Below are 11,861 nucleotides of genomic sequence, written 5' to 3'. Positions count from 1 at the left end.
TTTTCCATGACTGCCGACACCGACAGCCTGCGCACCGTGAGCGCGCCCGCCGGCCTCAGCGCCCGCGATTCTCGAGTGATCTGGCTGCTCATGGGTGCAGCGTTCGTCGTGATCCTCAACGAGACGATCATGAACGTCGCCATCCCGCACCTCATGGTCGACCTGAGCATCACCGCGCTCCAGGCACAATGGCTGACAACCGCCTTCATGCTCACGATGGCCGTCGTGATCCCGATCACCGGGTTCCTCCTCCAGCGGTTCAGCACCCGTCAGGCGTTCATCGGCGGGATGGCGCTCTTCTCCGCCGGTACCCTCACCGCGTTCGCTGCGCCCGGGTTCGAGGTGCTTCTCCTCGCACGCGTCATCCAGGCATCCGGCACCGCCATCATGATGCCGCTCCTGATGACCACGATCATGACGCTCGTGCCGGCGCACGCTCGCGGACGCATGATGGGCCGCGTCACGGTCGTCATCTCGGTGGCACCCGCGATCGGCCCCACCCTCTCAGGCATCATCCTCGAAACGCTCAGCTGGCGCTGGATGTTCGGGATCGTCCTCCCGATCGCCCTGGTGATGCTGCTGATCGGCGCGAAGTGGGTGACCAACGTCGGCGAGACGCGCTCGGCTCCGATCGACACACTCTCGATCGTGCTGTCGGCGCTCGGGTTCGGCGGTGTCGTCTACGGCCTCAGCCAGATCGGCGGCGCAGTGGCGCACGACTCAGGAGCCGCTGCGGGTGCTGCGTCCGCCACCGCCGCGATGTCGCTGTGGATCTCGCTCGGCGTCGGCGTCGTAGCCCTCGCCCTGTTCATCGGGCGGCAGCTGCGCCTCCAGCGCACCGACAGCGCCCTCCTGGATCTCCGCGTCTTCAACTCGGTGAACTTCTCGATCGCGATGGCGCAGATGTTCGTGCTGTCGCTGACGTTCTTCGGCTCGCTCACCGTGCTCCCGATCTACCTGCAGAACGTGCTCGGCGTCTCACCGCTGGAGACCGGTCTCATCGTGCTGCCCGGCGCCCTCATCATGGGCTTCACCGGCCCGCTGATCGGCCGCATCTACGACCGGTGGGGTACGCGAGTGCTCATCATCCCCGGTTCGATCCTCGCCGCCGCCGCGCTGTGGTTCTACGCGACCCTCACCCAGACGACGCCGGTATGGGCAGTCGTCGTCGGGCAGGTAGTGCTCTCGCTCGGACTCGCGATGTCGTTCACGCCGCTGTTCACGGCTTCGCTCGGCTCACTCGAGAAGCGCTTCTACTCGTACGGGAGCGCCGTGGTCAGCACCGTGCAGCAGGTGGCGGGCGCCACCGGCATCGCGATCTTCATCACCGTGATGTCGGCGGTCACCGCAGGCGCACAGAGCTCGGACATCAGCGACATCGCAGCCCAGGCGGCCGGCGTGCGCGCGGCATTCTTCGTGGGTGCCGTGGTGTCACTGCTGACCATCGTCGGCGCGTTCTTCGTCCGCAAGCCCGACGATGACCCCGACGGCGAGCAGCACTTCGCGCACTGAGTCGGACGAGTCTGGATCGCGGCTCAGATCGAGCAGGAGCCTCCGCCGCAGCACTGGTCTGCCGTGTCGGCGGGAGCACCTGCGACGTCGTTCTGGGCGGCAGCGGTGGGCTGAAGAACGATGAGCGGTGCGAGCTGGGGCGTGGTCATCCGTCCAGCCTAGACCCGCCCGTCGTCGCCGTGGGTGGCACTCAGTGGTGGACGAACGCCTTGAGGGCTGTGAGGATGAGCCCGAACGCAGCCGTGAGCACGGCTCCGCCTGTCCGTGCCCAGAGACTCGGCGACCAGCGGGCGACGGCGATCCAGCCGACGATCGCGAGCAGCACGACGTTGACGACGAGCGCCGTCGTCAACGCGACATCGTCGTCGATCACCTCGGTCACCCCGGCCAGCAGCAGCAGGAGAGCGGGAACCGCGACCACGAGCATCCCGCGTGCCTTGTACATCGCCTCACCGATCGCGCGCCGAAGATTGTGGTCGACGCGGTGACGAGCGTAGAGCGCGAGCGCCTGCGAATAGACGTGCGCGATCCAGAACACGACGACGGTGACAAGGACGGTCACGAACGCCGCCCACGGGTCGCCCTCGATCTGCGCGCTGATCACGATCATCCCCGAAACCAGGATCAGACCGTAGATCGCGTCCTCGGTGAACAGGGTGCGTGCGAGGTGACGCACGGGCGAGAGGTTCGCGTCAGGGTCGGCATCCATGCGACCAGGATACGGGCGCGCGCGACGCGGAATTCGTCAGCTCAGCACGACGCCGTCGGTCTGGCAGGTCGGGCAGTAATGCGCGGCAGCTCCGGAGAACGTGAACTCGCGCACGACGTCATCGCACACCGGACAGGCTTCGCCGGGTCGGCGGTGCACGCGCATATTCGCCCGCTTGTCGTCCTTGAGCGATTCGGGCGGCAGCCCGCGCCGTTCCCGGATCGCTGAGAACAGGATGTTGCGCATCGCGTCGTACAGTCGGTCGACCTCTGGGGGCGACAGCGTTGCCGCGTGGACCACCGGTGAGAGCCGGGCCGCATGCAGGATCTCGTCCGAATAGGCGTTCCCGATACCCGCGATCGCCGCCTGGTCCTGCAGGAGTGCCTTGAGCTGCTTGCGCCGGCCCGCCACGATCGCGCCGAGCGTCTCGCGTGTGAAGGCGTCGTCGGTGGGGTCGGGGCCGAGCTTGGCGACGGCCGGCACGCCTTCCGGGTCGGCGACGACGAAGATCGAGAGGGCTTTCCAGGTGCCGGAATCGGTCAGATCGAAACCTGCTGAGTCATCGAGCCCGAATCGGGCCATCAGCGTCGCATCGCCGGCGCGCTTGGTGCCTGCAGGCACCGTATCGTGCCACAGCAGCCAGCCGTCATGACCCCAGTGCACGATCACGTGCACCGGCTCGCCCGTCGTGCCGAGCGCACTGACGTCGACGAGCTTTCCGTGGCGGACGACACCGGTGATCCGGCATCCGACCAGTTCATCCGTCGACGGCGACTTGAGAGCTTTCGGGAACGCGATGTCGACACGGGAGATGAGGTGGCCGACGACCCGCTCGCTCAGGAACTCGACGAGCGCCTGCACCTCGGGGGATTCGGGCATGCGCCCATGATTCCACGGGCATCGGACAGCCGGGCGACACCTCCCACCACGGCGTCACCAACCAGCCGGCGGCTTCTCAGCCGGGCAACTCCAGCCGGCGGCTTCTCAGCCGGCGGCCTTGCGGACGTAGTCCGCGATCGTCTTCTCGCTCTGGGGGGTCAGGGCGATCACTGCGAACGAGGTGACCCACAGGTCGCCGTCGTCGAGCTGCGCCGACTCCTCGAACCCGAGAGTCGCGTAGCGGGAGGTGAACTTCGACGCGGCCTTGAAGAAGACGACGATCTTGCCGTTCGCGTCGGCGTACGACGGGAACCCGTACCAGGTCTTCGGAACGAGGTGCGGGGCCACCTCCGTCACGATCCGATCGATTCCCTCGGCGAGCACGCGATCCTCGTCCGGCAGGGCCGCGATCGCCTCGCGCACCGCCTTCTCACCGGCGGCACGGCTCTTGCCGGCCTTCTCCTCCGCGCGCAGCTCTGCGGCGCGCTGCTTGACGGCGTCGCGTTCTTCCTGGGAAAGTCCGGCGGTCTTGTTGGCCATGTGGTGCTCCTCGTGATGGGCTCGGTCGGCCGTTTCGTGGCCTGACCCCACGCTACGACGTACGCCACGACGGCACTTCTCGAATCCTGACCGATCAGCCCTGCAGCTGCCGGATCAGTTCGAGGGAGTCGGCGGTGCCCGAGACCTCGGCGATGCGGCCGTTGGTCACCCGGTACATCGTGAACTCGGCGACGTTGACGTGCCGACGGGTCGGCGCGATGCCTCGAAACGGTCCGGAGTGCGTCCCCGTGGCCCGCAGATGCGCGGCGACCCGATCGTCTTCGACGATCAGCTGAATGCGCCGCCAGCGCCAGTCCGGGAATCCGTGGAACAGGTCTGCCAGGTCGGCCACCCACGCATCCGCGCCGCCGGGAAGGTGCGCCCGCCGCACCGCCGGGTCGATGAAGGAACGGATGGCGTCGAGGTCGTGCCGGTTGCATGCGTCCAGGTAGTCGGCATACCACTCGCGCACCTCCCACGTCTCCACCTGCTCATTATCGGCGAGCTCGCGCGAGGATGGATGCCGTGAGACTCGCTCTAATCGGCGGCGCCCTGTGGGTGGCCGGCGTTGTCGCCGTGGCCGCAGGCATCCTGCCGCTCGCCGACGCATTCGCGATCGCCGACCGGGTGTGGCCGATCCTGCTGTTCGTCGTCGCGATCACCGTCGTCGCCGAGCTCGCCGCGACCGCGGGCGTCTTCGACGTCGCCGCCGACGCGCTCGCGCGCTTCGCTCGAGGACGCACCCTCGCACTGTGGCTCCTGATCGTCGCCCTCGCGGTCGCCGCCACCTCGTTGCTCTCGCTCGACACCACCGCGGTTCTGCTGACGCCCGTCGTCATCACGATCGCGCGGGCGCATCGCCTGGATGTCATGCCGTTCGCGTTCACCACCGTCTGGCTCGCGAACACGGCATCGCTCGTGCTGCCCGTGTCGAACCTGACGAATCTCCTCGCCGCCGATCGCCTCGGGGCCGGGCCCCTGCAGTTCGCCGCACTCCTCGGGCTTCCCGCGCTGATCGCGATCATCGTGACGGTTCTGCTGCTGTGGATCCTCCACCGACGCGCGTTGCGCGGCCGCTACCCCGCAGCGCCGCGACCGACGATCTCCGACCGTCTCCAGCTGAGAGCCGCGGCCGTGATCGTCGTCCTCCTCCTGCCGCTCCTGGTCAGCGGCATTCCCCCGTGGATTCCAGCGACGGGGGCCGCAGTCCTGCTGATCGCGCTCTTCGTCTGGCGTTCGCCGAGCGTGATCCACGCGGCGCTCGTGCCCTGGCAGCTCGTCATCTTCGCTTCGGGGCTGTTCCTGGCGATCGCCGCCCTCGAGGCGGCGGGGTCTCGCGCGATCCTCGAGGTCATCGCGGGAACGGGCAGCGATCTGCCGTCGCTCTGGCAGCTAGCCGGAGTCGGGATGCTGGGCGCCAACGCCATCGACAACCTTCCGGCGTATCTCGCGCTCGAGTCGGTCGCGGATTCCCCGGCCCGCCTGGGTGCGCTGCTGGTCGGGGTGAACGCCGGGTCGCTCATCACACCGTGGGCATCCCTCGCCACGCTCCTGTGGCATCAGCGCCTGCAGGCACTCGGAGTCGAAGTGGTGTGGCGCCGCTACATGCTGATCGGGTTGCTGGCCGCGCCGCTCGTGGTCGGGCTGTCGGTCATCCCGCTCGCGTTCGGGTAGTCATCGCCGAGGAGGCCGGACTGCCCCGGACATGGCGGAGGCCGGGGAATCGCCGCTGCGCCTCCCCGGCCGATCCGACTCCTACTTCAGCGCGTCCTTCACGTTCTCGCCGGCCTTCTTCACCGACGCCTTCGTCTGATCCACATCGCCCTCGGCTTCGAGTCGCTCGTTGCCGGCGACCTTGCCGGCCGCTTCCTTCGCCTTGCCGGTGAGGTCTTCTGCGGCGTTCTTGATCTTGTCGTCGATGCCCATCGTGGTCTCCTCTGGTGGTGGTCGCCGGATTCGTCGCGGCCCGCATCCCATCCCACGCTCCTGAACGTCGTGCGCGGAAGGGGCTTGACGTCGGGAAGCGGATCAGTCACTCACCAGCCGGCCCTACCAACCGGCCCTACCACCAGGCTCTGCCCCGCAGCATCTCGCCGAAGTCCTCGGGGGTGCCGCGGCCGGTATGCCGTGACCCGAGGTAGCTCTCGACGACCGCGCGGCCGAGGTCATCGAGTTCCGGCGCCACGACCGTCCCGCCGGCGCGGCGGGCGAGAGCATCCATGAAGCGGGCGAGTCCCGGGTCGTCTCCCAGGCGGAAGAAGGTGGTCTGGGCGCCGAGCCTGTGCACGTTGTCGAGCTCGCGAACGGTGACCGCGACGGTGCGCGGATCCGGCGGATAGTCGAAATACGTTGTGCCGTCCGGTTCGAGGTGCGATGTCGGCTCGCCGTCGGTGACGATGAGCAGCACCGGCTGCGCGGTGGGGTTGCGACGGAAATGCCGCTGGGCGAGCAGCAGTGCGTGGTGGAGATTGGTGCCCTTGTCCCACACCGATTCCTTGGCGGTCAGCTGCTCGATGTCGATCACCTCGGCATAGCGCGCGAACGAGATCAACTGCAGGCTGTCGCCGCGGAAACGGCTCGTGATCAGGTGATGCAGGGCCAGAGCGGTGCGCTTCATCGGCACCCACCTGCCGTCCATCTCCATCGAGAACGACGTGTCGACCAGCAACGCGACGGCGGCCTGCGTGCGCTCCTCGGTTTCGACCACTTCGACGTCTCGCGTCTCCAGCCGCACCCCCGACGACGCATCGCCACCGTCGGCCAGAGTGCGCAGCACCGCGTTGGACACCGTGCGCGGGATGTCCCACGCCTCGGTGTCGCCGAATGCCCACTCCCGCGTCGAGCCGGTGCGGTCGCCGGCGGCGCCCGTGTGCCGCGTCTCGCGGCGGCCCGTGCGTCCCGACTCCCGGGTGGCGATGTCGCGCAGCAGCGCCCTGCCGAGTTGGCGCATCGCACGCGGGGTGAGCCGCAGCGCTCCGTCGGACGCCCGCTGCAGCATCCCGGTGTTCTTCAGCTCCTGCTCGAGATCGCGCAGGGCACGGGCGCTGACGGCGGCGTCGTCGCCGACCAGACGCGCGAGCGCGTCGACGTCGATGTCGTCCATCCGCGCGCCGGGATGGTTCTGACTCAGCTGGTCGGCCAGCGAGTCGAGGTCGGAGAGATCCTGCATGATCCCGGTCGCCTCACCGAGACCGGTCGCTTCATCGCCGGAGAAGGATGCTGAGCCGCCCCAGTCCTCGTCGGGCCTGAGCGAGCGCAGGTTATCGTCGAGCTGCGACAGCGACTGCATGAGCTCCGGCGACCCGAACGCCTGGGCGGCCAGCTCCATCAGCTCGTCCCGCTGCTGCGGAGTCATGGAGTTGAGCATGCGCTGCGCCGCCGCGGAGCGCTCGGCGAGAGCATCCAGCAGCTCATCGAGGTTCTGCGGATTCTCGGGGAACTGAGCGCCGTGCGTGCGCATGAACTCGGCGAAGTCCTCGGGGGTGTCTTCTCCGAGCCGGCGCTTTTCGAGCAGCTCGTTGAGATCGGCGAGCATGTCGCGGATGGCCTGGCGATCGGCATCCGTCGCCCCCTCGAGCGCATTCTTCATTCCGGCGAAGCGCTGATCGAGCAGTTCGCGGCCGAGCAGTTCTTTGATGCGCTCATAATCGGCGCGTGCCGCGGGGCTCCGCCACTCATAGTCGGCGAGGTCGTTCACGGCCGCAGCGGTGCTCGGCGGCAGGTTCTCGAGGCGCATCTCGGCGAACGAACGGTCGTCGTCGTCCATCTCGACGTCGCGGACGAGGTGCTTGCGCTCTTCCAGCACCGCGTGGTCGAGGAGTCTGCGGACCTCTTCCAGCGTGCCGTCGAGCCGATGGCGCCGGATGAGCTCGGTGCGCCTCTCACGCACCCGGCGGGACAGGTCGTCCAGTCCCTGCGTGTCGCGGGTGCCTCGGCGCAGGTACTCGCGCATCGCGCGTTCGGCGGACGTGCCCGACATGACGTCTCGCCCGATCGCCTCGAGCGCCTCCTGCACCTCGACGGGAGGGGCGAGCGGATCCGGACCACCGTCATAGGGCCCGTACCTGTTGGTATGAGCGGGTGTGCGATGGAATCCGCGTGCCATCAGCGGCCCTTCGACAGGCCCAGAGACCGGACCTCAGCCATAGACCGTCTCCCCCGCGGCACTGTCCTTGCTGATCCGGCGTTCCAGGTAGAGCGCCTCCAGCAGCAGCTCCAGCGCCCCGGCGCGCTCGCCTGCGGTGTGCGCATCGAACCGCTCGGCGACCTCGTCGTACAGGTTCGACTCGCCGAGCACCGGCATCGCGGCCAGGACGTCGGCCGCCGGAACCTGCTCGCCCGTCATCACCGTCGCCCCGTCGTGGAGAGCATCGACGAGCCCGCGGGCGTCGATCCCGCGCAGGTGGGCACGCGCCGTCTCGATGACCGCGGTGCGCAGGAGATGCTCGAGGGTCGCGCGCTCCCGGCCCTCCTCACCGGTTTCGAACTCGATCTTCCCGCCGAGCACGTCGACGGCAGCCTCCAGATCTACCGGTCGCGCCACGCCGACCTCCTCGTGCTGACGGGTCGCGCGATGAAGCGCGGCCGCGGCGATGGTCTCGGCGCCCGCGATCGCGAAGCGCGCCGACACTCCCGCGCGCTGGTCGACAGCATCCGACTCGCGAAGATTGCGGGTGAACCGTGCCAGTACTTCGAGCAGGTGCTCGGGAACCGCGGCGACCAGGTCGGCCTCCTGCCGGATCACCGCGATCTCCTCTTCCATCGTCTGCGGATAGTGGGTGCGGATCTCGGCGCCGAAACGGTCCTGCAGCGGCGTGATGATGCGCCCGCGGTTCGTGTAGTCCTCGGGGTTCGCGCTCGCCACGACCAGGACGTCGAGATCGAGTCGCAGCACATATCCGCGGATCTGGATGTCGCGTTCCTCCATGACGTTCAGGAGAGACACCTGGATGCGCTCGGCGAGATCGGGCAGCTCGTTGATCGCGATGATGCCGCGGTGGCTGCGCGGGATGAGCCCGTAGTGGATCGTCTCGGGGTCGCCGAGCGAACGGCCCTCAGCCACCTTGATCGGGTCGACGTCGCCGATCAGATCGGCGACAGAGGTATCGGGCGTGGCGAGCTTCTCGGTGTACCTCTCAGAGCGATGTCGCCAGGCGACCGGCAGGTCGTCGCCGAGTTCCGACGCGCGTCGGCGCGAGGCGGGGGTGACCGGGTGGAACGGATGCTCGCCGAGCTCCGAGCCGGCGATCACCGGGCTCCATTCGTCCAGCAGGCCGGCGAGACTGCGCAGGAGCCGGGTCTTCCCCTGGCCCCGCTCGCCGAGGAGCACCACGTCGTGACCGGCGAGGAGGGCGCGTTCCAGCTGCGGGATCACCGTCGTGTCGAATCCATGGATTCCAGGCCACGGATCGGAACCGTCGGCGAGGGCGGTGAGGAGGTTCTCACGCAGCTCGACCCGCAACGGTCGGTAGGTGTGGCCTGAGGCGCGCAGTGCTCCGACGGTGGTGATCGCGGACGGCGGCGTCGAGACCTGCGGCGATGTCATGACGAGAGAGTAAGTTGCCTCGGGAGCGATGAGGGCCGGATGCGGCAACTTCAGCGCCTTGACAGTGTTGTACACAGCCGGATGAGATCAGTTGGTAACGTCGAATGGTGCCGTACCCGACGAGTCGGGGGGCATTGACGGTTCGTTCCCGAAGGATTCTCCGAAACTGAGGCATGTCCCCACTTAATCTGAAGAGGCTCGTTCCCCGGAGCATCCGGCTCCGAAGCAAGATGCGGTGGAAGAACGGGCGCTGGCGCCTGGCGACCACCGATCGCGTGTTCCTCGAGGATGTCGTGGTTCCGTTCTTCCTCGCCGACAGCGGGATCCGGCGCGTTCTCGACCTCGGCATCGCCTGGTATACCCGCTCATACCCCCGGCTGTACAAGGGCGTGCAGTACTGGACCGTCGACATCGATCCCGAGAAGACGCAGATCGCCGGCCCCAACCACCGCACCGTCTCGGCCACGAGGCTCACCGATGAATTCGACCCTGAGACGTTCGACCTCGTCGTATGCAACGGGGTGATCGGGTGGGGCGTCAACACCCCGGCCGACGTCGAGCAGGCTCTGGACGCGTGCGCCGATGTGCTTCGTGCTGACGGGTGGCTCGTGGTGGGCTGGAACGACGTCGAGGGGCACCGCGTGCCCGATCTCGACGAGCAGTTCGCCCGACGTTTCCGCCGCGAGATCTTCCCACCGGTACAGGCCGACCACTTCATTCCCGAGACGGCATACGGTCACCGTTTCGACTTCTTCCGGAAGCGCTGAACCGTGGCACCGACCGATCCCGATACTCAGGTCGTGCATCAGATCGAGACGATCGCGATGTTCTGGGCGCACTACGACGACGACCTGGTCTTCGCCAATCCCACGCTCCTGCAGGCCCTCGCCGACGGGCACCGCGCCCATACCTTCTTCTTCACCGGCTCCGACGCGGGCAAGGGCGTGTCCGAGTATGCCGACGGCCGGGAGCGAGGCATCCGTGCGGCCTACGACACGATGCGCGGCGGGTCGGGCGCGTGGTCGGACGAGACAGTCGTGCTCTCCAGCGGTCTGACGGTCACGGTCACCCGCCCGGATGGCGACGATCGGATCTCGCTGTCCTTCCTGCGACTGCCCGACGGCGGGCTGCGCGGCGGTGGCTACGCGGTCACCGGGTGGCACAGCCTGCCGAAGCTCCTGAGCGGCGAGCTCCCCGCGATCCGGACGATAGACGATGAGCAGTCGGTCACGCTGGAGCAGTTGCGCAGCACCGTCGCCGAGCTCGTGGCACTCCACGACCCGACGATCGTGATCGCCAACTATCCCGGGTTCGAGGATGTCGACGGAGACGATCATCCCGATCACCAGACCGTGGGGCGCGTCGTCGCCTCGGTCGTCGAGGCCGGCGTCATTCCGGCCGAGAAGGTCCGCTACGCGATCGGCTACCCCGGCGCGCGGCGCCCCGCCAACATCGACCCCATCCTGCTCGACCGCAAGCTGACGGCGTTCGCCGCGTACGGGGCGAACGACCCTGTGGTCGCGCGCGAAGCGGTTCGCGACTACCTGGGCGTCCGCGGATTCGGCGAGTGGCTGCAGCGCGAATACCTCGTGCCCCACAGCGAGCTCGGGCCGCACCCGCAGCAATGATCACCCACCGAACGAGGAGCGATGAGATGACGAGCGAACCGCACGACCAGGCATCCGACGAGCCACCGACCGAGGTGCTCGAAGAACCGAGCACGGAGAAGGAGCCCGGGCAGGAGCCGAAGGGCGGTGGCGCGGACGAGCATCCCGATCATGAAGCCGTGGGTATCGGCGTGATCGACAGCGAAGTACCGGGGGCATGACGAACGAACCGGCGCCCGAATCTGCTCACGACGGACACGCCTCCCACGAGCACATTCCGGGCCCGGGTGAGCCGAGCATCCCCGAGTTGGAGGACGACGAGAACGTCGCCCCACGGCCGGAGGAGACCGCCGCCGACCTCCTGCGCGCCGAACCCGACGTGGAAGACCACAGCCGGCATTCCGCACTCCCCGCTCCGTGACGCTGGCAGGTAGCCTCGAGCCATGCATCGTCGTAACCAGACCTGGCTGATCGGGGGCGTCGGACTCATCGGCTGCGCAGTGGCGGGGATGCTGCAGAGCGCGATGGCCGCCACCCCGGGCGCGAGCGCGGTGAAGATCGTCGCGGACCTGTGCTGGGGCGCCGCGATCGTGGTGTTCGCGATCGGTCTGAGCCCTGCGGAGAGCGTCGTGGCTCGAAAGCCCTTCGGCGTGACCGCGATGGTCGTACTCGCACTCTGGCCGATCAGCACCACGTTGCTGTGGATGCTGCTCGACCCTGGCCAGTCTCCCGGTGCCGGATGGATCGTGTTGGGCTATCTCAGCATTCTCGTGCCGGTGGCCGCAGCGCTCGTCGCCGCAGTGCAGATCGCGAGGGCCGGAACGGTGCCGAACAGATGGCGGTGGGCGCCGCTCTGGGTGCTGGCAGCGCAGGCGATCGTGTGGGCACTGCCGCAGGCGGTGGCCGTAGGGACCGACACGTCGGGGATCCAGGCCATGGTCGGCCTCTTGACACTCCTCGGGATGCTCGGCTTCCTCGCGGGCACGCTCGGGCTCGGCGTGCTCGCCCTCGTCCTCGCCACCACCCACCACGCGTCGTCGGTGCAGGTCTACCCCTCCACCTGACTGGC

Annotated in this window: 15 protein-coding genes; 7 read left to right on the top strand and 8 right to left on the bottom strand. The window is 68.2% G+C overall.

Annotated elements, in window-relative coordinates; all coding sequences use genetic code 11:
• The first annotated feature begins 6 nt into the window (after positions 1-6).
• Positions 7-1,512 (top strand): MDR family MFS transporter, encoded by a 1,506-nt coding sequence (locus tag ACFE6Z_RS01030; protein ID WP_375383838.1) that lies wholly within the window; start codon positions 7-9, stop codon positions 1,510-1,512.
• A gap of 23 nt (positions 1,513-1,535) precedes the next feature.
• Here the strand turns inward: ACFE6Z_RS01030 and ACFE6Z_RS01025 are convergent, their stop codons facing one another.
• The 5 genes from ACFE6Z_RS01025 to ACFE6Z_RS01005 form a co-directional block, all read right to left on the bottom strand.
• Positions 1,536-1,661, bottom strand: coding sequence for a hypothetical protein (locus ACFE6Z_RS01025; protein ID WP_375383837.1), 126 nt, complete (start codon positions 1,659-1,661; stop codon positions 1,536-1,538).
• 41 nt (positions 1,662-1,702) lie between these two features.
• Positions 1,703-2,221, bottom strand: a complete 519-nt coding sequence (locus ACFE6Z_RS01020; protein ID WP_375383836.1) for a hypothetical protein — start codon at positions 2,219-2,221, stop codon at positions 1,703-1,705.
• Between the two features lie 36 nt (positions 2,222-2,257).
• The gene (locus tag ACFE6Z_RS01015; protein ID WP_375383835.1) at positions 2,258-3,100 is read right to left on the bottom strand and encodes an Fpg/Nei family DNA glycosylase; all 843 of its coding nucleotides are present in this window, start codon (positions 3,098-3,100) and stop codon (positions 2,258-2,260) included.
• A gap of 105 nt (positions 3,101-3,205) precedes the next feature.
• Positions 3,206-3,640 (bottom strand): hypothetical protein, encoded by a 435-nt coding sequence (locus tag ACFE6Z_RS01010; RefSeq protein WP_375383834.1) that lies wholly within the window; start codon positions 3,638-3,640, stop codon positions 3,206-3,208.
• 94 nt (positions 3,641-3,734) lie between these two features.
• Entirely contained in the window at positions 3,735-4,127 is a 393-nt protein-coding gene (locus ACFE6Z_RS01005) for an ester cyclase (protein ID WP_375383833.1), read from the bottom strand.
• A gap of 29 nt (positions 4,128-4,156) precedes the next feature.
• On the opposite strand from ACFE6Z_RS01005, the gene ACFE6Z_RS01000 reads away from it, so the two are divergent.
• Positions 4,157-5,314 carry an SLC13 family permease gene (locus ACFE6Z_RS01000; protein WP_375383832.1) on the top strand — a complete coding sequence of 386 codons (1,158 nt, stop codon included), beginning with the start codon at positions 4,157-4,159 and terminating at the stop codon, positions 5,312-5,314.
• 81 nt (positions 5,315-5,395) lie between these two features.
• Here ACFE6Z_RS01000 and ACFE6Z_RS00995 read toward each other — a convergent pair whose 3' ends face one another.
• The 3 genes from ACFE6Z_RS00995 to ACFE6Z_RS00985 all read right to left on the bottom strand — a co-directional run bounded on the left by ACFE6Z_RS00995 (position 5,396) and on the right by ACFE6Z_RS00985 (position 9,185).
• A complete protein-coding gene (locus ACFE6Z_RS00995) occupies positions 5,396-5,566 on the bottom strand; it encodes a CsbD family protein (protein WP_375383831.1) in 171 nt (56 codons plus the stop codon).
• A gap of 136 nt (positions 5,567-5,702) precedes the next feature.
• Positions 5,703-7,745: a VWA domain-containing protein gene (locus ACFE6Z_RS00990; protein ID WP_375383830.1), complete on the bottom strand. Its 2,043-nt coding sequence runs from the start codon at positions 7,743-7,745 to the stop codon at positions 5,703-5,705.
• Between the two features lie 33 nt (positions 7,746-7,778).
• Positions 7,779-9,185, bottom strand: coding sequence for a sigma 54-interacting transcriptional regulator (locus ACFE6Z_RS00985; RefSeq protein WP_375383829.1), 1,407 nt, complete (start codon positions 9,183-9,185; stop codon positions 7,779-7,781).
• 230 nt (positions 9,186-9,415) lie between these two features.
• Between ACFE6Z_RS00985 and ACFE6Z_RS00980 the strand changes: the two genes are divergently transcribed.
• From ACFE6Z_RS00980 to ACFE6Z_RS00960, 5 genes are read left to right on the top strand one after another with little or no spacing between them, the layout of a single operon-like run.
• Complete coding sequence (locus ACFE6Z_RS00980; RefSeq protein ID WP_375383828.1) at positions 9,416-9,952, top strand: class I SAM-dependent methyltransferase; 537 nt, start codon at positions 9,416-9,418, stop codon at positions 9,950-9,952.
• Positions 9,953-9,985: 33 nt separating this feature from the next.
• Entirely contained in the window at positions 9,986-10,813 is an 828-nt protein-coding gene (locus ACFE6Z_RS00975; protein ID WP_375383827.1) for a PIG-L deacetylase family protein, read from the top strand.
• 26 nt (positions 10,814-10,839) lie between these two features.
• On the top strand, positions 10,840-11,013 hold the full coding sequence (locus ACFE6Z_RS00970; RefSeq protein ID WP_375383826.1) for a hypothetical protein: 174 nt from the start codon (positions 10,840-10,842) through the stop codon (positions 11,011-11,013).
• The gene (locus tag ACFE6Z_RS00965) at positions 11,010-11,213 is read left to right on the top strand and encodes a hypothetical protein (protein WP_375383825.1); all 204 of its coding nucleotides are present in this window, start codon (positions 11,010-11,012) and stop codon (positions 11,211-11,213) included. Before ACFE6Z_RS00970 ends, ACFE6Z_RS00965 begins: the two co-directional genes overlap by 4 nt.
• A gap of 22 nt (positions 11,214-11,235) precedes the next feature.
• The gene (locus ACFE6Z_RS00960; protein ID WP_375383824.1) at positions 11,236-11,856 is read left to right on the top strand and encodes a hypothetical protein; all 621 of its coding nucleotides are present in this window, start codon (positions 11,236-11,238) and stop codon (positions 11,854-11,856) included.
• Positions 11,857-11,861: the final 5 nt, after the last annotated feature.

Source organism: uncultured Microbacterium sp., assembly GCF_964244775.1.
GTDB lineage: Bacteria > Actinomycetota > Actinomycetes > Actinomycetales > Microbacteriaceae > Microbacterium.
The sequence above is the reverse complement of the archived record's forward strand: the minus strand, read 5'-3'. Positions and strand labels throughout refer to the sequence as shown.

What these genes read in the sequence shown, in the direction of transcription:
- ACFE6Z_RS00960 (WP_375383824.1), top strand. Translation starts at nt 11,236, where the DNA reads ATGCATCGTCGTAACCAGACCTGGCTGATCGGGGGCGTCGGACTCATC.
- ACFE6Z_RS01000 (WP_375383832.1), top strand. Translation starts at nt 4,157, where the DNA reads ATGGATGCCGTGAGACTCGCTCTAATCGGCGGCGCCCTGTGGGTGGCC.
- ACFE6Z_RS00970 (WP_375383826.1), top strand. Translation starts at nt 10,840, where the DNA reads ATGACGAGCGAACCGCACGACCAGGCATCCGACGAGCCACCGACCGAG.
- ACFE6Z_RS00985 (WP_375383829.1), bottom strand. Translation starts at nt 9,185, where the DNA reads ATGACATCGCCGCAGGTCTCGACGCCGCCGTCCGCGATCACCACCGTC.
- ACFE6Z_RS00995 (WP_375383831.1), bottom strand. Translation starts at nt 5,566, where the DNA reads ATGGGCATCGACGACAAGATCAAGAACGCCGCAGAAGACCTCACCGGC.
- ACFE6Z_RS01015 (WP_375383835.1), bottom strand. Translation starts at nt 3,100, where the DNA reads ATGCCCGAATCCCCCGAGGTGCAGGCGCTCGTCGAGTTCCTGAGCGAG.
- ACFE6Z_RS00965 (WP_375383825.1), top strand. Translation starts at nt 11,010, where the DNA reads ATGACGAACGAACCGGCGCCCGAATCTGCTCACGACGGACACGCCTCC.
- ACFE6Z_RS01020 (WP_375383836.1), bottom strand. Translation starts at nt 2,221, where the DNA reads ATGGATGCCGACCCTGACGCGAACCTCTCGCCCGTGCGTCACCTCGCA.
- ACFE6Z_RS01030 (WP_375383838.1), top strand. Translation starts at nt 7, where the DNA reads ATGACTGCCGACACCGACAGCCTGCGCACCGTGAGCGCGCCCGCCGGC.
- ACFE6Z_RS00990 (WP_375383830.1), bottom strand. Translation starts at nt 7,745, where the DNA reads ATGGCACGCGGATTCCATCGCACACCCGCTCATACCAACAGGTACGGG.
- ACFE6Z_RS01010 (WP_375383834.1), bottom strand. Translation starts at nt 3,640, where the DNA reads ATGGCCAACAAGACCGCCGGACTTTCCCAGGAAGAACGCGACGCCGTC.
- ACFE6Z_RS00980 (WP_375383828.1), top strand. Translation starts at nt 9,416, where the DNA reads ATGCGGTGGAAGAACGGGCGCTGGCGCCTGGCGACCACCGATCGCGTG.
- ACFE6Z_RS01025 (WP_375383837.1), bottom strand. Translation starts at nt 1,661, where the DNA reads ATGACCACGCCCCAGCTCGCACCGCTCATCGTTCTTCAGCCCACCGCT.